General features: G+C 56.9%; 19 protein-coding genes. 18 read left to right on the forward strand and 1 reads right to left on the reverse strand.

Going from position 1 to position 18,979, the window contains the following annotated elements; translation table 11 throughout:
* Positions 1-16 precede the first annotated feature (16 nt).
* The 18 genes from rpsA (at position 17) to AC1RN6_RS21300 (ending at position 17,931) form a co-directional block, all read left to right on the forward strand.
* A complete protein-coding gene (rpsA, locus tag AC1RN6_RS21215; protein ID WP_081493360.1) occupies positions 17-1,732 on the forward strand; it encodes a 30S ribosomal protein S1 in 1,716 nt (571 codons plus the stop codon).
* A 13-nt stretch (positions 1,733-1,745) separates the two neighbouring features.
* Positions 1,746-2,051: an integration host factor subunit beta gene (locus AC1RN6_RS21220; RefSeq protein WP_007876341.1), complete on the forward strand. Its 306-nt coding sequence runs from the start codon at positions 1,746-1,748 to the stop codon at positions 2,049-2,051.
* A gap of 233 nt (positions 2,052-2,284) precedes the next feature.
* Positions 2,285-2,617 (forward strand): LapA family protein, encoded by a 333-nt coding sequence (locus tag AC1RN6_RS21225; RefSeq protein WP_493007435.1) that lies wholly within the window; start codon positions 2,285-2,287, stop codon positions 2,615-2,617.
* Between the two features lie 10 nt (positions 2,618-2,627).
* A complete protein-coding gene (gene lapB, locus AC1RN6_RS21230; protein ID WP_493007436.1) occupies positions 2,628-3,803 on the forward strand; it encodes a lipopolysaccharide assembly protein LapB in 1,176 nt (391 codons plus the stop codon).
* Between the two features lie 32 nt (positions 3,804-3,835).
* Positions 3,836-5,212: a UDP-glucose dehydrogenase family protein gene (locus AC1RN6_RS21235; RefSeq protein ID WP_493007437.1), complete on the forward strand. Its 1,377-nt coding sequence runs from the start codon at positions 3,836-3,838 to the stop codon at positions 5,210-5,212.
* A gap of 4 nt (positions 5,213-5,216) precedes the next feature.
* Positions 5,217-6,146: a D-glycero-beta-D-manno-heptose-7-phosphate kinase gene (gene rfaE1, locus AC1RN6_RS21240; RefSeq protein ID WP_493007438.1), complete on the forward strand. Its 930-nt coding sequence runs from the start codon at positions 5,217-5,219 to the stop codon at positions 6,144-6,146.
* A gap of 129 nt (positions 6,147-6,275) precedes the next feature.
* Positions 6,276-6,644, forward strand: coding sequence for a ComEA family DNA-binding protein (locus AC1RN6_RS21245; RefSeq protein ID WP_493007440.1), 369 nt, complete (start codon positions 6,276-6,278; stop codon positions 6,642-6,644).
* Positions 6,645-6,947: 303 nt separating this feature from the next.
* Positions 6,948-7,916, forward strand: coding sequence for a sensor domain-containing diguanylate cyclase (locus AC1RN6_RS21250; RefSeq protein WP_493007441.1), 969 nt, complete (start codon positions 6,948-6,950; stop codon positions 7,914-7,916).
* 54 nt (positions 7,917-7,970) lie between these two features.
* The gene (locus AC1RN6_RS21255; protein WP_493007442.1) at positions 7,971-9,416 is read left to right on the forward strand and encodes a mannose-1-phosphate guanylyltransferase/mannose-6-phosphate isomerase; all 1,446 of its coding nucleotides are present in this window, start codon (positions 7,971-7,973) and stop codon (positions 9,414-9,416) included.
* Positions 9,417-9,552: 136 nt separating this feature from the next.
* Positions 9,553-11,595, forward strand: coding sequence for a DNA polymerase III subunit gamma/tau (locus AC1RN6_RS21260; protein ID WP_493007443.1), 2,043 nt, complete (start codon positions 9,553-9,555; stop codon positions 11,593-11,595).
* Between the two features lie 93 nt (positions 11,596-11,688).
* A complete protein-coding gene (locus AC1RN6_RS21265) occupies positions 11,689-12,015 on the forward strand; it encodes a YbaB/EbfC family nucleoid-associated protein (protein WP_050479445.1) in 327 nt (108 codons plus the stop codon).
* A 68-nt stretch (positions 12,016-12,083) separates the two neighbouring features.
* On the forward strand, positions 12,084-12,386 hold the full coding sequence (locus AC1RN6_RS21270) for a YciI family protein (protein WP_493007445.1): 303 nt from the start codon (positions 12,084-12,086) through the stop codon (positions 12,384-12,386).
* A complete protein-coding gene (recR, locus tag AC1RN6_RS21275) occupies positions 12,383-12,979 on the forward strand; it encodes a recombination mediator RecR (RefSeq protein ID WP_493007446.1) in 597 nt (198 codons plus the stop codon). The genes AC1RN6_RS21270 and recR overlap by 4 nt, the downstream gene beginning before the upstream one ends.
* Before the next feature lie 124 nt (positions 12,980-13,103).
* Positions 13,104-14,348, forward strand: coding sequence for a CaiB/BaiF CoA transferase family protein (locus tag AC1RN6_RS21280; RefSeq protein ID WP_493007447.1), 1,245 nt, complete (start codon positions 13,104-13,106; stop codon positions 14,346-14,348).
* 83 nt (positions 14,349-14,431) lie between these two features.
* The gene (locus tag AC1RN6_RS21285; RefSeq protein WP_493007448.1) at positions 14,432-15,469 is read left to right on the forward strand and encodes an ABC transporter substrate-binding protein; all 1,038 of its coding nucleotides are present in this window, start codon (positions 14,432-14,434) and stop codon (positions 15,467-15,469) included.
* Positions 15,470-15,611: 142 nt separating this feature from the next.
* On the forward strand, positions 15,612-16,421 hold the full coding sequence (locus AC1RN6_RS21290; protein ID WP_493007449.1) for an ABC transporter ATP-binding protein: 810 nt from the start codon (positions 15,612-15,614) through the stop codon (positions 16,419-16,421).
* Positions 16,422-16,463: 42 nt separating this feature from the next.
* On the forward strand, positions 16,464-17,315 hold the full coding sequence (locus AC1RN6_RS21295; RefSeq protein ID WP_007876313.1) for an ABC transporter permease: 852 nt from the start codon (positions 16,464-16,466) through the stop codon (positions 17,313-17,315).
* Between the two features lie 235 nt (positions 17,316-17,550).
* The gene (locus AC1RN6_RS21300) at positions 17,551-17,931 is read left to right on the forward strand and encodes a DUF3597 domain-containing protein (protein WP_493007451.1); all 381 of its coding nucleotides are present in this window, start codon (positions 17,551-17,553) and stop codon (positions 17,929-17,931) included.
* A gap of 84 nt (positions 17,932-18,015) precedes the next feature.
* On the opposite strand, the gene tal is transcribed toward AC1RN6_RS21300, so the two are convergent.
* Positions 18,016-18,957, reverse strand: coding sequence for a transaldolase (gene tal / locus AC1RN6_RS21305; protein ID WP_493007452.1), 942 nt, complete (start codon positions 18,955-18,957; stop codon positions 18,016-18,018).
* Positions 18,958-18,979 lie beyond the last annotated feature (22 nt).

Here is an 18,979-nt window from a genome sequence, read left to right on the forward strand (position 1 = left end):
CACCTTTCATAAATCTATGTCTACCACTACTGTCCTGGCTCCTGGAGCCGCTGGCGCTGATGCATTTGCAGCGCTGTTTGAAGAATCGCTGTCACGTCAAGACATGCGTTCTGGTGAAGTCATTTCGGCTGAAGTCGTCCGCCTCGACCATAACTTCGTTATCGTCAACGCCGGCCTGAAGTCCGAAGCCTTCATTCCTATCGAAGAATTCAAAAATGACAACGGCGAACTCGAAGTCAACGTCGGTGATTTCATCTCCGTCGCGATCGAATCGCTGGAAAACGGTTTCGGCGACACTATCCTGTCGCGTGACAAGGCCAAGCGTCTGGCATCGTGGCTCTCGCTCGAAAAAGCGATGGAGTCCGGCGAGATCGTCGTTGGTACTGTCAATGGCAAGGTCAAGGGCGGTCTGACCGTTCTGACCAACGGTATTCGTGCCTTCCTGCCAGGTTCGCTGGTGGATACACGTCCGGTCAAGGATACAACGCCTTTCGAAGGCAAGACTCTGGAATTCAAGGTCATCAAGCTGGATCGCAAGCGCAACAACGTCGTGTTGTCGCGTCGCGCCGTCATCGAAGCATCGATGGGCGAAGAGCGTCAAAAGCTGATGGAAACCCTGAAAGAAGGCACTGTTGTTACCGGTGTCGTCAAGAACATCACCGACTACGGCGCGTTCGTGGATCTGGGCGGTATCGACGGCCTGTTGCACATCACCGATCTGGCATGGCGTCGTGTGCGTCACCCATCGGAAGTGCTCACAGTCGGTCAAGAGATCACTGCCAAGGTCCTCAAGTACGATCAAGAGAAGAACCGCGTTTCGCTGGGCGTCAAGCAACTGGGCGACGACCCATGGACAGGTCTGTCCCGTCGTTACCCACAAGGCACACGCCTGTTCGGTAAGGTCACCAACCTGACAGACTACGGCGCATTCGTCGAAGTCGAGCAAGGCATCGAAGGTCTGGTGCACGTTTCCGAAATGGACTGGACCAACAAGAACGTCGCGCCTAACAAGGTTGTTCAGCTGGGCGACGAAGTTGAAGTCATGGTTCTGGAAATCGACGAAGAGCGTCGCCGTATCAGCCTGGGCATGAAGCAATGCAAGCCGAATCCTTGGGATGATTTCGCGATCAGCCACAAGAAGGGCGACAAGGTTAAGGGCGCCATCAAGTCGATCACCGACTTCGGCGTGTTTATCGGCCTGACCGGCAACATCGACGGTCTGGTTCACCTGTCCGACCTGTCCTGGACTGAAACCGGCGAAGAAGCTGTCCGCCGCTTCAAGAAGGGCGACGAACTGGAAGCCGTTGTTCTGGCAATCGACGTCGAGCGTGAGCGCGTTTCCCTGGGCGTCAAGCAGCTGGAAGGCGATCCGTTCAACAACTTCGCTGCAATGAACGACAAGGGCGCACTGGTTACCGGTACCGTCAAGTCGGTCGAGCCTAAGGGCGCAGTGATCCAGTTGTCGGACGAAGTCGAAGGCTACCTGCGTGCATCCGAAATCTCGCGCGACCGCGTTGAAGATGCCGGTACACACCTGAAGGTCGGCGACAGCGTTGAAGCACTGGTCATCAACATCGACCGCAAGGCACGCAGCATCCAGTTGTCGATCAAGGCAAAGGACAACGCTGAAACTCAAGAAGCAATGCAAAAGATGTCTTCGGACTCCAGCGCTGCTTCCGGTACCACCAGCCTGGGTGCACTGCTGAAGGCAAAGCTCGACAACAAGAACTGATTAGTCGAGCATAATGACCAAGTCTGAGCTGATCGCTCGCCTGGCTGAGCGTTATCCGCAACTTGTCGCCAAGGATGCGGATTACGCGGTCAAAACCATCCTCGATGCAATGGTTGATGCATTAGCAACCGGCCAGCGTATCGAGATCCGTGGTTTTGGCAGCTTTGCGTTAAATCGCAGGCCGCCTCGCATCGGTCGCAATCCCAAGTCGGGCGACAAAGTGATGGTGCCGGAAAAGCGCGTACCTCATTTCAAGCCCGGCAAGGAATTGCGTGAGCGTGTCGACGCCATGGTGGGGCAACCCATCAAGGAAGACTAAGTTGTTGCGCCTGCTGCAGAGCAAGCGGGACCGTTGAGCGCACTGAGTGTAAATAGCGCTTAACAAATCAAACGGCATCTTTGGATGCCGTTTTTTTTCACGTACAATTTCAACTCTGCCGTATTGGCGATCCGGTTGGATAGTTTTTCTGCCGTTTGATCGTCTGTGCAGCATGCTGTAACTTATCGCCAAGCCATCGCGGCCGGCCAATACATCAAAAAAGGATTAGCGCCATGAAGATAATTTCAAGACTGATTGCGGCCATCCTGTTTATTCTTTTCTTTTTCTTTGCGCTGAAAAACACGCAGGAAATCACCCTCCATTTCTTCCTCGGCTATGAACGCACCGATCCGCTGGTGCTCGTGCTGCTGGTCTGCTTCGTTGGCGGCGCCATTCTGGGCGTGCTGGCCATGACGCCGATCGTCTTCCGCCATCGCCGCGAAGCATCCAGACACAAGAAAGCTGTCTCGACCCTGCAGAAAGAGCGCGAAGCGCAGCAACTGGCGCAAATTCAGCCACCGCAGCCGGATAGCATCGTGCCTGTTCCTCCGCAGCATCTCATCTAAAAAGATTTTTATGGAATTTGAATTCTGGTGGTTGCTGGGCATCCCCGTCTTTTTCGGCCTGGGCTGGATTGCGGCACGTGTCGATATCAACCAGTTGATTTCCGAATCGCGTACTTTGCCGCGCGGTTACTTCAAGGGGTTGAATTTCCTTCTGAACGAGCAGCCGGACAAAGCGATTGACGCATTCATCGAGATCGTCAAGCTGGATCCGGAAACCGTCGAACTGCATTTTGCGCTGGGCAATCTGTTCCGCCGTCGCGGCGAGACCGAACGCGCGATTCGCGTTCACCAGAACTTGCTGGCACGCCCCGATTTGCCGGCCGAGCACAAAGCCCATGCGCAGTACGAACTTGGTCAGGATTACCTGAAAGCAGGTTTACTGGATCGCGCGGAAGAAACCTTTCATTTGCTCAATGACACGCAATATGGAGCCCAGGCCGGCCGCGCCTTGCTGGAAATTTATCAGCGCGAAAAAGAATGGGCGCGCGCCATTAAAGCCGCTGAGACTCTGCAAGCATCCGGCGCCGGTGGGCGGCAGAAGGAAATCGCGCAGTTCTACTGCGAACTGGCGGAAGACGAGCTGGTGCACACGAACCCCGATGCCGCAATGAACATGCTGGAAAAGGCGCTGGCAACCGACCGCAAGAGTGTGCGCGCCAACATCCTGCTGGGCGACGTTTACCTGGCGAAAGGCGATGTTGAAGCTGCCTTGCTGGCATGGCGCCGCGTCGAACATCAAAGCGTGCCGCATGCTGCTTTGGTGGCGCAGCGCTTGCTCGATGGCTATCAAGCCGTAGGCCGCATGAAAGAGGGTTTGAATTTGCTGCGTGCCTATCTGGCCGAGGCCTCTTCCATCGACTTGCTGGAAGTGGTTTTCAAGGCCGTGCTGGAGCTGGAAGGTGTTGAGGCGGCCAATCAACTCGTCAGCGATGAGTTGCGCAGGACACCGACCTTGCTAGGTCTCGACAAATTCCTGGAAGCGCGCATGATCAATGCTCCGGCGGAGATTCGTCCTGAACTGTCGGTAGTGAAGACGCTGGTGCACAGCTACACCCAAAAGCTGGCCCGATACCAATGTACGCATTGTGGGTTCAAGGCTCGCCAGTTCTACTGGCATTGCCCGGGGTGCAATCACTGGGAAACTTATCCGCCACGCCGTACTGAAGAATTGAATGTGATGAACTAGAGTGCGCACGCACTCGCATCGGTAGGAATATTATGAAAATTACCATTATCGGCACCGGCTATGTCGGACTTGTCACCGGTGCCTGTCTGGCAGAACTGGGCAACGACGTGTTTTGTCTTGATGTCGATCAGTCCAAGGTCGACATTCTCAACAACGGTGGGATTCCTATCCATGAGCCAGGTCTGGAAGACGTCGTGGCACGTAATCGTGCGGCAGGCCGTCTGACGTTTTCGACCGATGTCGCCGCCAGCGTAGCGCATGGCGATGTTCAGTTCATCGCAGTAGGTACACCTCCTGATGAAGACGGTTCCGCAGATTTGCAGTACGTTCTGGCAGCTGCGCGCAACATCGGCAAGCACATGGCCGGCTTTAAAGTCATCGTCGACAAATCGACGGTGCCTGTCGGCACGGCGGATCGCGTGCACGCGGCCATTCAGCAGGAACTGGAACAACGCGCAGTCAAGGATGCATCCTTCTCGGTGGTGTCCAATCCCGAGTTCCTCAAGGAAGGTGCTGCAGTTGAGGATTTCATGCGTCCTGATCGCATCGTCATCGGTCACGACAACACATCGGAAGGGCAGCGGGCTTATTCGACGATGAAGAAGCTGTATGCGCCGTTCAACCGTAATCACGAGCGCACCTACTGGATGGATGTGCGCTCTGCGGAATTCACTAAATACGCCGCGAACGCCATGCTGGCCACCCGCATCTCGTTCATGAACGAACTGGCTAATCTGGCGGACAAGGTCGGTGCAGACATTGAGGCGGTACGCCACGGCATCGGCTCCGATCCACGTATCGGCCACAGTTTCCTCTACGCCGGCTGCGGCTATGGCGGCTCCTGCTTCCCGAAAGACGTGCAGGCGCTGGAACGCACCGCGCGTGACTATGGCCAGGAATTGCACATCCTGCGTGCAGTGGAACAAGTCAACAACAACCAGAAGCACGTGCTCGGAAAGAAGGTTGTGACGCGCTTTGGCGAGAATCTGCAAGGCAAGCATTTTGCAATCTGGGGCCTGGCGTTCAAGCCGAATACCGATGACATGCGTGAAGCATCTTCACGCGTCTTGCTGGGTGAGCTGATCGAGCGTGGCGCGACTGTCGCCGTGTATGATCCAGTCGCCATGAAGGAGGCCAAGCGCGTGCTGACCTTGGATTTCGCCGGCAAGGACGAAGCATTGTCCCGTATTCGTTTCAGCGACAGCCCGATGGATGCGCTGCAGGATGCTGACGCGTTGGCCATTGTTACTGAATGGAAGGCGTTCAGAAGCCCCGATTTTGATCAGCTCAAGCGCAAGCTCAAGAATCCGGTCATTTTCGACGGTCGTAATCTGTTTGAGCCGCAAGTGATGGCTGACATCGGTGTCGAATATCACGGTATCGGCCGTTCCATCCTGACCAAGGCGTAAGTTCATGGCAACAACACTTTCTTCCACCAACAGTGCTCGTATCCTGATCGTCGGCGATGTCATGCTGGATCGCTACTGGTTCGGCGAAGTCAATCGCATCTCGCCCGAGGCTCCCGTACCTGTTGTGCGCGTCGAACGTCGTGAAGAGCGCCTGGGCGGCGCCGCCAACGTGGCACGCAATGCGGCAACGCTGGGCGCGCAAACCGGTCTGCTTGGCGTCATTGGACAAGATGAGGCAGGTTCGGCCGTCGAGGGTTTGTTGACCGAGCTTGGCATCAACAGCTACCTCAATCGCGATCCGGCCATCTCGACTATTATCAAATTGCGCGTGATTGGCCGTCAGCAGCAGCTGGTGCGCGTCGATTTCGAAGATGCGCCGACCGACACCGTCTTGCGCGACAAGCTGACGCAATACAATGCTCTTGTCGGCAACTACGACGTGATCATTCTGTCCGACTACGCCAAGGGCAGCCTGGTCAATGTTGCCGACATGATCAGCGTCGGCCGCAAGCTGGGCAAGCGTATTCTGGTCGATCCCAAGGGTGATGATTTCTCCCGTTACAAAGGCGCTTCCATCCTGACGCCGAACCGCTCCGAACTGATCCGGATTATCGGTCACTGGAAGACCGAAGAAGAGTTGACCGCAAAGGCGCAAAATCTGCGACAGTCGCTGGAACTGGAAGCGCTACTGTTGACGCGTTCCGAAGAAGGCATGACGCTATATCTGGAGAATGAAGTCGTCAATTTCCCCGCCGTCGCGCGCGAAGTGTTTGATGTGTCAGGCGCCGGCGATACGGTAATTGCGACCCTGGCCGTGATGCTGGGTAACGGCGTTGCATTGCCGGAAGCAGTCCGGATCGCTAACTTGGCGGGCGGCATTGTCGTCGGCAAGCTGGGTACCGCGACCGTGACGCGCGAAGAGCTTTCTCTCTAATTTATTTCAATTTTATTTCGTTTCCATTTTGTCAACTTTTGTTTCTGGGCATCGTTAAGTTATTCAGCCGGCTAATTCCATTGCCGGTGTTGTTATTCACTGACTTAACGCTTACCCGAAAGGAACATTATGTTGAAAAAAATCTTGCTGGCAGTGTGCGCATTCGCCATGAGCGCCGGCCTGGCATTTGCCCAGGTGGATGTGAACAAGGGCGATCAGGCCGCACTGGACGGTATCAAAGGCATCGGTCCAGCGATGTCCAAGCGTATTATCGATGAGCGCAAGAAGGGCGACTTCAAGGATTGGACTGACTTTGGTACGCGTGTCAAAGGTGTTGGCGACAAGCGCGCAAACAAATTGTCCGACGCCGGTTTGACGGTAAACGGTCAACCTCGCAGCAAAACGCTGGTTACCAGCAAGGGCGAGGCGAAGCCTTTTCCTAAAAAGATGAAGGATCAGGACGCCAAGGCAGATAAATCAGCCGCCACCAAGGGCTGATGCGCAGGCAATGCAGTACACGAATTCGTTCGTCGATAAACCCCGCTTTGCGGGGTTTTTTGTTCTTGTGGCCGCAAATGATCATTTGCCCGGCGGCCGCTTGCGCATAAAAATAATCGGCATTACAGTCATCAATAATGATCAAAAATAAATAACTTTGATTTGCCGATATGGCAATTGTCGCGAACGCCTGTTATGTACATGCGCGGCAATCAAGGTGGGGAAAGGTTTTATCGGCATGCGTATGGCTGCCGCAGCTTTGCGTGTCAACAAGTTCTGTCAATTACTGGGCAAAAGGGATTTATGAAAATCGCTGATATTCCCGTCGACGAGCAAGCACGCGTCGGCGAGTTGCACTCCTTGCAGATTCTGGATACGCCTCCCGAAGAACGCTTCGATCGTCTGACACGGCTGGCAAAGCGCTTGTTTGCAGTGCCGACGGCCGTGGTGAGTCTGGTGGATGCCAAACGGCAATGGTTCAAGGCGCGTGCCGGTATTGATGTCTGTGAAACCGGACGCGATGTATCGTTTTGCTCGCATGCGATCTTGCGTGACGAAGTCATGGTGGTAAGCGATGCACTGAAGGACCCCCGTTTTCACGACAATCCATTGGTGGTGGGCGATCCGTACATCCGCTTTTATGCAGGCTGCCCGATCCGTAGTCCGCAGGGCTACAAGCTGGGCACCTTGTGCATCCTCGACACCATTCCGCGTGAATTTGATGAGGACGACAAAGTCATGCTGGCAGACCTGACGCGCATGGTAGAGCAGGAAATGGCGGCGGTGCATCTGGCCACCATGGATGAACTCACTAAGCTCTCCAATCGCCGCGGATTTGAGTCGTTGTCCGAACATGCGCTGAGCATGTGCAAGCGACTGGGGAAGCCGGCGTCCTTGCTGTATTTCGACCTCGATCTGTTCAAGCAGATCAATGATCGTTTCGGCCATGCCGAAGGAGACCGCGCGCTGGTCAATTTCGGTCGTATCCTGCTTGCCAATTTCCGGGAATCTGACGTCATCGGCCGGCTTGGCGGCGACGAATTCGCCGTGTTTCTGACCAATACCACGGGGCAGGAAACGGCCGCAGTGCTGGCGCATCTGGATACGGCAATCAATGAATACAATCAGGCCAGCAAACGCGGTTACGATTTGCTGTACAGCGTCGGATCGGTTGAATATGATCCCGCCACGCATGATACGATTGGCGACCTGATGAACAACGCCGATGCCCTGATGTATCAGCAAAAGAAGCGCCGTCGCGAAGCGCCATGATTCTTTCGGCCTGAGACGCTGGGGCAATGTCATCCAACAAACAGCGATAGATTAATGACTTATCTGCAGCCAGTAATTCTCTCAGGCGGCTCCGGCACACGTTTGTGGCCGCTGTCCCGTGAACAACACCCCAAACAGCTGCTGCCGCTGGTCGGTGCCGATACGATGCTGCAGGCGACTGCTTTGCGCCTGTCCGACGGTGGCGATGACTACACGTTGATTGAAGCGCCGGTTGTCGTGTGTAATGAAGAATATCGATTTACCACTGCCGAGCAATTGCGGACTGCAGGACGTCCGACCAGGCACATCGTGTTGGAACCGGTCGGGCGCAATACTGCGCCGGCATTGACGCTGGCAGCCTTGCTCGCGCATCAGGACAAAGACGATCCGATTCTGCTGGTGATGCCGGCGGACCACGTTATTCGCGATGTCGACGCGTTTCAGGCGGCAATCAAAAAAGGCATTCCTCACGCAGTTGCAGGCGCCATGGTGACATTCGGCATCGTCGCCGATCACCCTGAAACCGGTTACGGCTACATCCGCCGTGGCAAGGTCATCGACGGCGCGTATGCCATTGATCGTTTTGTGGAGAAGCCTGACGCCGCTACAGCGCAGGGCTATATCGACTCCGGCGATTATCTCTGGAACAGCGGCCTGTTCATGATGCGCGCCAGTGTCTGGTTGCGCGCGATGGATCATTTTCAGCCGGCCATGGCGAAGGCTTGCCGCGCTGCGTTCGACGGTGGCAAACAAGACCACGATTTTTACCGCATCGATAAAGCCGCTTTTGAAGCATGCCCGGCAGATTCCATCGACTACGCCATCATGGAGAAGCTGGCTGGTGCATCGGGGCTTGGCATCGACGGCCGGATTATCCCCTTGGATGCGGGCTGGTCCGATGTCGGCGCCTGGGATGCGTTGTGGGACGTGTCCGAGAAAGATGCTGCCGGCAATGTCGCGCGCGGCGATGTCATGCTGGTTCAGGCATCGAACAATCTGGTGTTCGCGCAGGGGCGGCTGGTCGCTTGCGTCGGCATTGATAATCTGGTGATTGTCGAGACTCCCGACGCCGTCATGGTTGCCGATAAAAACAATATGCAAGAGGTCAAGCAAATTGTTGCCCAACTGAAGACGCAAAAGCGCGTTGAAGCCGTAACGCATCGCAAGATCCATCGTCCCTGGGGCTGGTATGACTCCATTGATTCCGGCGAGCGTTTTCAGGTCAAGCGCATTGTCGTCAATCCCGGCTGTACGCTGAGCTTGCAGATGCATCATCACCGTGCTGAACACTGGGTCATCGTCAAGGGTACGGCGCGCATTACACGCGGCGAAGACGTATTCCTGCTCTCGGAAAACCAGTCGACCTATATCCCGCTGGGCGTCACGCATCGACTGGAAAATCCCGGCAAGTTCCCGCTGGAAATGATCGAAGTGCAATCCGGCAGCTATCTGGGCGAGGATGATATTGTCCGCTTTGAAGACACTTATGGACGGAAATAAGTCGGCCTACACACGAGCTTGATCCGGCGCTTGCCCGGCAATCAAGCCAATTCAGCGATAGTCGGTTAAGACGGGCCGGAAATAGAATAAAATGCCCGTCTGACCCAACGCAGCTATCCAAACGCACCCCAAGTTTATGTCCTACCAAGTTCTCGCCCGTAAATACCGCCCCCGCAGCTTCGATACGCTGGTCGGGCAGGAACACGTCGTGCGGGCGCTGACACATGCACTGGATCAGCAGCGTCTGCATCACGCCTACTTGTTCACGGGGACGCGTGGTGTTGGCAAGACAACTTTGTCTCGCATATTGGCCAAGTCGCTCAATTGCGTAGGCACTGATGGCAACGGCAGCATTACCGCGCAGCCTTGCGGCGTGTGCGAAGCCTGTGTCGCCATCGATGCGGGCCGCTTTGTCGACTATATTGAAATGGATGCCGCCTCCAACCGCGGTGTCGATGAGATGGCGCAGTTGCTGGAGCAGGCGATCTATGCGCCGTCCAACGCCCGCTTCAAGGTCTACATGATCGATGAAGTGCACATGCTCACCAATCACGCCTTCAACTCCATGCTGAAGACGCTGGAAGAGCCGCCTGAGCATGTCAAGTTCATTCTGGCGACGACCGACCCGCAAAAGATTCCCGTGACCGTGCTGTCGCGTTGCTTGCAGTTCAATCTGAAGCAAATGCCGCCGGGCCACATCATCAGCCATCTGGACAATATCCTCGGGCAGGAAAACATCGAATTCGAAGCACCCGCATTGCGTCTGCTGGCGCAAGGCGCGCACGGCTCTATGCGCGACGCCTTGTCGCTGACCGACCAGGCCATCGCTTACGCTGCCGGCAAGGTCACGCTGGAAGCAGTGCAGGGCATGCTCGGCGCGCTCGATCAGTCGTACCTGATCCGCGTGCTCGATGCGCTGGCTGCGCAAGACGGTGCCGCCTTGCTGTCGGTTGCAGACGAAATGGCGACGCGCAGTTTGTCGTACAACGCCGCGCTGCAGGATCTGGCAACGCTATTGCATCAGATCGCATTGGCGCAAACCGTGCCGGCTGCGCTGGCCGAAGATGTGCCGCAACGTGAAGATATCATGCGTCTGGCTTCCCAGTTCAATCCGGAAGAAGCGCAACTGTTTTATCAGATCGCCGTTCATGGCCGCAACGAACTGGGCCTGGCGCCGGATGAATACGCTGGCTTCAGCATGACGCTGTTGCGCATGCTGGCGTTCCGTCCGGTTGCTGCAAACGCCGCCGGCTCTGTGGGCAGCGCGCCGGCAGCGCCTGTTGCAAGATCCGCTGCGCCAACCCGGCCGACACCCGCTGCCGCGCCCTTGAGCGCGGCACCGCAGGTTGCGACGGCCAGCACACCGGCTTCACGTCCGCCGGTTGCTGCTCCGGCTCCTGCCGCAGGTCCAGGCAACTCGGCGCGCGCCGCTGCATTGGAAGCCGCCCGCGCCGCATCGGGCAAGAGCTCGCCGCGTCCTGCCGCCGCTACTCCGGCACCGGCACCGGCTGCTGAACCGGTTCAGGCCGCGCCCGCGCCAGCACCGGCACCTTCGTTGCCCGAAGCGTTCGATGACATTCCCCCGCCTTGGGATGAAGAGCCGGCCGGCGCCGACGCTCAAAAAAAAACTGAACAGTATTCATCAGACGGCGCAAACGCGGCTGTAAGCCGCGTTGTTTCGGACAATCCGCCGTCCAATGCGGAAGACGCCATCGTCGTCGCACCACCGGCGACATCTGTCAGCACTATCACGCCCGCAATGCAGGCGCAGACAGCGCAGGTCGCCGCCTCGCTCGGCTGGGACGGCAACTGGCCGCACCTGGCTGCCGAGTTGCCGCTGCGCGGCATGGTGCAACAGATGGCGCAGCAGAGCGAACTGGTACGATGCGAACAAGTCGGCAATGCCATTTGCTTCCATCTGCGCATCCCGGTAGAAACCCTGCGTGCTTCTGGCAACGTCGACAAATTGACTGCTGTTCTGAGCGAGCGCTTTGGCAAGAGCGTCCGGGTAGAAACTGAAATCGGCATGGTGGCGCATACCGCCAATGCCAAGGCGGAAGCCAATCGTGCCGAACGGCAACGCGAAGCGGAACAAACCGTGCAAAATGATCCCTTCGTGCAAGTGATGATGCGCGAGTTCGGCGCATCCATCGTTCCGGGGTCGGTCCGGCCGCTGTAAGAGATAATTAGCGGACACGCCGCAACTGCCGATGTGCCATTTCCGCCACGGCATGAGAAACATGAATCAACTTAGTTACCAAGGAGTACGACCATGATGAAAGGCCAACTGGCAGGCTTGATGAAGCAAGCTCAAGCGATGCAGGACAACATGAAAAAAATGCAAGATCAGCTTGCATTGATCGAAGTCGAAGGACAGTCCGGTGCAGGGCTGGTCAAAGTCGTGATGACCTGTAAGAATGACGTCAAGCGCGTCTCTATCGATCCGTCGCTGCTGGCTGACGACAAGGACATGCTGGAAGATCTGGTTGCCGCCGCCTTCAACGACGCCGTGCGCAAGGCTGAAGCAACATCGCAGGAAAAAATGGCAGGCATGACTGCCGGCATGCCATTGCCGCCAGGGTTCAAAATGCCGTTCTAAACGACGTGTCGGTATGATGTGGCAACGCGCTGTCGAAGCGGCTGCGCTTGCTTTCTGAGGGAGGCATCATGTTCGTTATCTCGATTACCTATACCAAGTCGGCAAGCGAAATAGACGCCTTGCTGACGGCGCATAAGCAATTCCTGAACGAACAATATGCCGACGGCGTGTTTCTGATGTCGGGCCGCAAGATTCCCCGCAGCGGCGGCATCATCATCGCTGACGCTGCCGACCGCGCCGAACTGGAAGCCATCATCGAAACCGACCCGTTCTACATCGGCGACGTCGCAGAATATGAAATCACCGAGTTTGTTCCATCCATGACGGCCGAAGCGCTTTCCGTCTTCCGGCATACCTCAGATCGAAATTGAAAACCCCGTCCAGTCTCACCCAGCTTACGGAATCTTTGCGTACGCTTCCAGGCATCGGTCCCAAATCGGCACAGCGCATGGCCTATCATCTGCTGCAGCATGATCGCGACGGCGCCTTGCAATTAAGTCGCGCGCTTGCCCAGGCAGCCGAAACGATCCGCCACTGCGCCCTGTGCAACACCTTCACCGAACAAGTCATCTGTGACACCTGCCAGGACGGAGAGCGCGACACCACCGTCCTGTGCGTGGTCGAGACACCCAGCGATCAACTGATGATCGAGCAGACGCTGACCTTCAAGGGTTTGTACTTCGTACTCATGGGGCGTCTGTCGCCGCTGGACGGCATCGGTCCCAAGGATATTCATCTGGAGAAACTGATTACGCGCGCCACCGACGGCGTCGTGTCTGAAGTGGTGCTGGCCACCAACTTCACCAACGAAGGCGAAGCCACTGCCCACTACATCAGCGAAACGCTCAAGGCGCGCGGCCTCAGGGTCAGCCGTCTGGCGCGCGGTGTACCGGTGGGCGGCGAGCTGGAATACGTCGACGCAGGCACCATCGCACGCGCCATGCTGGACCGCCGTGCAACGTAGTTCAAATATATAGCAACAAAGCAAGGCACTACATAACAAAGCAGGAGAGGAGATTCGGGACACGCCGGTGGCAAATCGATACAGTCGATACATCAGTTGCAGCCACTGTCCCGACAATACAAGTATGGAAAAGAAACAGACAAGCGGCCCCCTGGCCGGCATCAAGGTACTCGAACTCGGCACGCTCATCGCCGGCCCGTTCTGCTCACGCATGCTGGCGGAATTCGGTGCCGACGTCATCAAAGTGGAAGCACCTGAAGTCGGCGATCCGCTGCGTCAATGGCGCGTGCTCAAGGACGGCACCTCGCTGTGGTGGTCCGTGCAGGCGCGCAACAAGAAAAGCCTCACGCTAAACATGAAGGATCCGCAGGCGCAGGACATTGCCCGCCGCCTCGCGCTGGACGCCGACATCATCATCGAAAACTACCGCCCCGGCGTGCTGGAAAAGTGGAATCTCGGTTACGAAGCGCTCAAGAAGCTTAACCCCGCCACCATCATGGTGCGCCTGTCCGGCTACGGCCAGACCGGCCCGCTGAAGGATTTGCCTGGCTTCGGCGCCATCGGCGAATCGATGGGCGGCATTCGCTATGTCTCCGGTCACCCCGACCGGCCGCCGGTGCGTATCGGCATTTCCATCGGCGACTCGATTGCCGCTCTGCACGGTGTCATCGGCGCCATGATGGCCTTGCGCCATCGTGACGTCACCGGCGGCCGCTGGAACGGCAAGGACGGCGAGTTGCGCGTGGCAGGGCAGGGCCAGATGGTGGATGTCGCGCTGTATGAGTCGGTGTTCAACATGATGGAATCCCTGGTGCCGGAATTCGACCAGGCTGGTGTCGTGCGTGAGCGTACGGGCGGAGCATTGCCAGGTATCGTGCCGTCCAACACCTACACCACCGCCGACGGCAAGAACATCGTCATCGCCGGCAATGGCGACGCTATTTTCAAACGCCTAATGATCGCCATCGACCGCAACGACATGGCCAACGATCCGCAACTGGCGCGCAACGACGGCCGCGTGCCGCGTACCGAAGAAATCGATCAGGCGATTCAAGCCTGGTGCGACACCCGGACGATTGACGACGCGCTGGCCATCCTGCAAGCGGCAGACGTCCCGGTCGGCAAGATTTATTCGGTGCGCGACATGATGACCGACCCGCAATTCCTGGCTCGCAACATGTTCGAACAACATGCGTTTGCCGACGGCACGCCCATCAAATTGCCTGCCGTCACACCCAAATTGTCGGAGACGCCGGGCGGCACGAAATGGATCGGCCCGGGCCTCGGCGAGCATAACGATGAAATCTTGCGTTCGCTGGGGTATGATGACGCACAAATTGCGCAGTTGCGGCAAGACAAAGTCATCTGACGGCAGTCATCCCTGGAACTGCCCGGCATCAAATAAGTAAGCATAAGCAAGCACAAATAAGCACGCTCATAGGAGGAGACGACATGAAATTCAACCTGAAGCAATTCGCGATCGCCCTGGCCCTGTTTCTGGCCGGTTACGTGACATTCAATACCAATCTGTTTGCACAGACGCTGGAAAAACCGAAGGTATCCATCGCCGTCGGCGGCAAGAACCTGTTTTACTACCTGCCTTTGACCGTGGCCGAGCAACTGGGCTACTTCAAGGATGAAGGCCTGCAAGTCGAAATCTCGGACTTCGCCGGCGGCGCCAAGGCCCTGCAAGCCATGGTGGGCGGTAGCGCAGACGTGGTTTCCGGCGCGTATGAGCACACCATCAACATGCAGGCCAAGAACCAATCCATCGTCGCTTTCGTCTTGCAAGGCCGTGCACCGCAAATCGTGTTTTCGGTCAACAACAAGACCATGCCGAACTACAAGACCATCGCCGACCTGAAGGGCAAGAAGATCGGCGTGACTGCGCCGGGCTCCTCGACCAGCGTCATGGCCAGCTACGTTCTCGCCAAGGGCGGTCTGAAGCCGACTGACGTATCCTTCATCGGCGTCGGTGCAGCGGCAGGCGCCTTGTCGGCAATCCGTTCCGGCCAGATCGATGCGATTGCCAATCTGGATCCGGTGATTGCGATGCTGGAACAAAAGGGTGAAATCAAGACCATCGCCGATACGCGCACGCTGAAAGACACCAACGACGTCTTCGGCGGCCCGATGCCTGCAGCGACTTTGTACGCACCGGAAGCCTTCATCAAGAAATATCCGAACACCACGCAAGCGCTGACCAACGCCATGGTGCGCGCGCTGAAGTGGATCCAGAAGGCCGGTCCTTCCGACATCATCAAGGCCGTTCCGGAAAGCTATCTGCTGGGCGACCGCGCGCTGTACATCGCCGCCTTCCTGAAGGTGCGCGAAGCGATCTCGCCGGACGGCACCTTCCCGGATGCGGGTCCTGCCATTGCGCTGAAGACGCTGCAAGCTTTCGAACCTGATCTGGCCAGCAAGAAGATCGATCTGTCCAAGACTTACACTAATGACTTCGTCAAGAAGGCGAACGCCAAGTACAAGTAAGCGACTTTCGTCAGTCACAACACACGGGCGCCTTTGGGTGCCCGTCTGCAATTTGTAGTCCCGTATTTTTTGTATTCATCATCTTTGTTTTGATGCTTTCTCTTAACGTACCAACATTCGGCCTGGCCGGAAAATCCTCGCTATGACGCCAGCACTTTTTCTCGACGACATTACCTGCACCTTTGTTTCCAAGGACGACCGCACTCAGCGTTACACCGCCGTCGCCAACACCACGCTGGCGATTGCGCCGGGGGAGTTCGTCTCCGTCGTGGGGCCGACCGGCTGCGGTAAATCGACCTTGCTCAACGTCGGCGCCGGTTTGTTGCAACCGTCCTCGGGCAGCATCAAGGTCTTCGGCGAAGAGCTGACCGGCATCAACAAGCGCGCCGGCTACATGTTCCAGGCCGAAGCGCTGATGCCGTGGCGCAGCGCGCTGGAGAACGTTGTCGCCGGACTCCAATACCGCGGCATCGACGATCGCGAGGCTAAGGAACTCGGCGAGCAATGGCTGGCGCGCGTCGGCCTGAAGGGTTTCGGCGACCGCTATCCGCATCAACTGTCCGGCGGCATGCGCAAGCGCGTGGCGCTGGCGCAGACGCTGATCATGGATCCGGACATCATCCTGATGGATGAGCCGTTCTCCGCGCTCGACATCCAGACTCGTCAATTGATGGAAAACGAAGTCCTCGATTTGTGGAACGCGAAGAAAAAGGCAGTGCTGTTCATCACCCACGATCTGGACGAAGCCATCGCCATGTCCGACCGCGTGGTGGTGCTGTCGGCCGGTCCGGCCACGCATCCCATCGGCGAATTCACGATCGACCTGCCGCGTCCGCGCGACGTGGCCGAGATTCGCACGCATCCCCGTTTTGTCGAGCTGCACCAGCAAATCTGGTCGGTCCTGCGCGACGAAGTGCTCAAGGGATATCAGCAACAAAAAACCGCGGCCTGAGTCCTCAGCCGGTCGACATAAAAAACTGAACAAAGAATCATCATGTGGAAACTCCTCAAACCAAGTCATAAAAATCTGCGCTTCTGGCAATTGCTGGTGCTGGTCGTCGTGCTCGGCGTCTGGCACATCGCCACGCGCAATGAGCAGACCGCTTTCTTCTTCGGTGAACCGCTCAAGGTCGCCGTGCGCATCTGGCAATGGTTCACCGTCGGCAGCGGTTCGCTGGAAGTCGGCTTCGGCGACACGACGTTCTTTACGCTGACGTTCCCGGCCGAGATTTATTCGCACCTGCTGGTCACGTTGACCGAAACGGTACTGGCCTTTGGCATCGGTACCGTGCTGGGCCTGGGCATCGGTCTGTGGCTGGCGCTGTCGCCGGTGGCGTCGGCAATTCTTGATCCTTACGTCAAGGCTGCCAATTCGATGCCGCGCGTGATTCTGGCGCCGATCTTCGCGATGTGGTTCGGCCTGGGCATCTGGTCCAAGGTTGCTTTGGCCGTGACGCTGGTGTTCTTCATCGTGTTTTTCAACGTCTACCAAGGCGTGAAAGAAGTCAGTCCGGTGGTGCTGGCCAACGCGCGTATGCTGGGCGCCAATGCCCGCCAGTTGCTGCGCACGGTGTATCTGCCATCGGCGACATCGTGGGTGTTTTCCAGCTTGCACACGTCGATCGGTCTGGCCTTCGTCGGCGCGGTAGTGGGGGAATACCTCGGCTCGGCGCGTGGCGTCGGTTATCTCATTTTGCAGGCGGAAGGCAGCTTCGACATCAATACTGTGTTTGCCGGCATTGTGGTGCTGACGGCCTTTGCGCTGGTGCTGGACGTGGCGGTCGGCGTGATCGAAAAGCGCCTCATGAAGTGGCAACCGAAATCGGGCGAAACCGAAAAGTTGTAATCGCGCATGTAATCGGTCGAACAGGAATTTGGTGAAAGAAAAGAGGCGGATATTCCGCCTCTTTTTTATTTATGTTTCGTGAAAAGCTATCCGCATGATCGAAGGTTTTCGGTAAGCATAGGACTTGCCGGTGCGTTACAAATTGCTCAGGAACTTGACCTGAGCAGGGGTTTCTCAAGGGGCTGTTGCTTGTTTCGGCAACAGCTTTTGTTTTATTCCCTTTCAGGAGAACGCCATGGGCATTCTGAGCAATATTTTCAGCAAGATTTTTCCTTCATCTCACCCCACCCAGAATGATGCCGCCAATACCACCGCACCTGCATCGGATACCGGCGTCGTCGCAGGACAGGTGACACCTTTGGTCGACGTGGAAGCGATCCTGAACGACATGGCCGCGAAGAATCCGCAGAAACTGAACTGGCAGACCTCCATTGTCGATCTGATGAAACTGCTCGATCTGGACAGCAGTCTGGCCGCGCGCAAGGAGCTGGCGACGGAGTTGTTGTATCCGGGCGATAGCAATGACTCGGCCGCCATGAATATCTGGCTGCATAAGCAGGTCATGACTAAGCTGGCGGAGAATGGCGGCAAGGTGCCGGACGAGTTGAAACACTAAAGAAAAAGTGTTCCGGGCAATAAAAAAGAGGCGCTGTTGCGCCTCTTTTTTATTGGATTGATTTCCTAATGTGAATGCATCAGATCAGATGGCAGAGCGCGTCTCATCAATCATTTTGTTTAGCGTGTGGGTGTCTGCACAGAACAGGCGGATGCCTTCTGCCAGCTTTTCCGTCGCCATGGCGCTATCGTTCAACTGGAAGCGGAAATCCTTTTCCGAAGTCCGCGGAGGATGATTACCTTGATCTTGCGCCGCTTCGCGGGTCAGCTTGCGTGTCACCGGCTCGTTGCTTTCGGTGAGCTTTTTCAACAGATCGGGGCTGATGGTCAGCAGGTCGCAGCCCGCCAGTTCGACGATCTGCGATGTGTTGCGGAAGCTGGCGCCCATCACTTCAGTCTTGTAACCGAAATAGCTGTAGTAATCGTAAATGCTGCGCACCGACTGCACGCCAGGATCGTCGGCGCCGGTGAATTCCATGCCTTCCGCCTTCTTGTACCAATCGTAGATGCGGCCGACAAATGGCGAAATCAGGCGAACATTGGCTTCCGCGCAGGCGATTGCCTGCGGTATCGAAAACAGCAAGGTCATATTGCAACGGATGCCTTCGCGCTCCAGTACTTCGGCCGCGCGGATGCCTTCCCAGGTCGAGGCGATCTTGATCAGCACACGCTCTCTGGGGATGCGGGCGCGGCCATACAGATCGATGAGCTTGCGGCCCTTATCGATGGTGGCCTGGGTATCGAACGACAAGCCGGCATCGACTTCAGTAGAAACGCGGCCAGGCACAATCTTCAGAATCTCTGCGCCGAACGCCACCAGCAGGTGGTCCATGATCTCATGCTGATTCCAGCGGTTGTCGTGCACCGCCTTTTCCAGCAGCGGCTTGTATTCGTCCTTCTTCACCGCTTTCAGGATCAGCGAAGGATTGGTGGTTGCGTCTTGCGGCGCAAACGCCTTCATGGACTCGAAGTCGCCGGTGTCGGCAACGACGGTGGTGTACTGCTTGAGCTGTTCTAACTGGTTCATGGCAAGCGATCTCTGGTGAATG

The organism is Herbaspirillum sp. GW822-FHT03A08 (assembly GCF_058801885.1).

Coding starts and splice junctions, on each gene's coding strand:
- AC1RN6_RS21235 (WP_493007437.1), top strand. CDS start 3,836: ATGAAAATTACCATTATCGGCACCGGCTATGTCGGACTTGTCACCGGT.
- rfaE1 (WP_493007438.1), top strand. CDS start 5,217: ATGGCAACAACACTTTCTTCCACCAACAGTGCTCGTATCCTGATCGTC.
- AC1RN6_RS21295 (WP_007876313.1), top strand. CDS start 16,464: ATGTGGAAACTCCTCAAACCAAGTCATAAAAATCTGCGCTTCTGGCAA.
- AC1RN6_RS21300 (WP_493007451.1), top strand. CDS start 17,551: ATGGGCATTCTGAGCAATATTTTCAGCAAGATTTTTCCTTCATCTCAC.
- AC1RN6_RS21260 (WP_493007443.1), top strand. CDS start 9,553: ATGTCCTACCAAGTTCTCGCCCGTAAATACCGCCCCCGCAGCTTCGAT.
- AC1RN6_RS21220 (WP_007876341.1), top strand. CDS start 1,746: ATGACCAAGTCTGAGCTGATCGCTCGCCTGGCTGAGCGTTATCCGCAA.
- tal (WP_493007452.1), bottom strand. CDS start 18,957: ATGAACCAGTTAGAACAGCTCAAGCAGTACACCACCGTCGTTGCCGAC.
- AC1RN6_RS21250 (WP_493007441.1), top strand. CDS start 6,948: ATGAAAATCGCTGATATTCCCGTCGACGAGCAAGCACGCGTCGGCGAG.
- AC1RN6_RS21245 (WP_493007440.1), top strand. CDS start 6,276: ATGTTGAAAAAAATCTTGCTGGCAGTGTGCGCATTCGCCATGAGCGCC.
- lapB (WP_493007436.1), top strand. CDS start 2,628: ATGGAATTTGAATTCTGGTGGTTGCTGGGCATCCCCGTCTTTTTCGGC.
- rpsA (WP_081493360.1), top strand. CDS start 17: ATGTCTACCACTACTGTCCTGGCTCCTGGAGCCGCTGGCGCTGATGCA.
- AC1RN6_RS21270 (WP_493007445.1), top strand. CDS start 12,084: ATGTTCGTTATCTCGATTACCTATACCAAGTCGGCAAGCGAAATAGAC.
- AC1RN6_RS21290 (WP_493007449.1), top strand. CDS start 15,612: ATGACGCCAGCACTTTTTCTCGACGACATTACCTGCACCTTTGTTTCC.
- AC1RN6_RS21225 (WP_493007435.1), top strand. CDS start 2,285: ATGAAGATAATTTCAAGACTGATTGCGGCCATCCTGTTTATTCTTTTC.
- AC1RN6_RS21265 (WP_050479445.1), top strand. CDS start 11,689: ATGATGAAAGGCCAACTGGCAGGCTTGATGAAGCAAGCTCAAGCGATG.
- AC1RN6_RS21285 (WP_493007448.1), top strand. CDS start 14,432: ATGAAATTCAACCTGAAGCAATTCGCGATCGCCCTGGCCCTGTTTCTG.
- AC1RN6_RS21280 (WP_493007447.1), top strand. CDS start 13,104: ATGGAAAAGAAACAGACAAGCGGCCCCCTGGCCGGCATCAAGGTACTC.
- AC1RN6_RS21255 (WP_493007442.1), top strand. CDS start 7,971: ATGACTTATCTGCAGCCAGTAATTCTCTCAGGCGGCTCCGGCACACGT.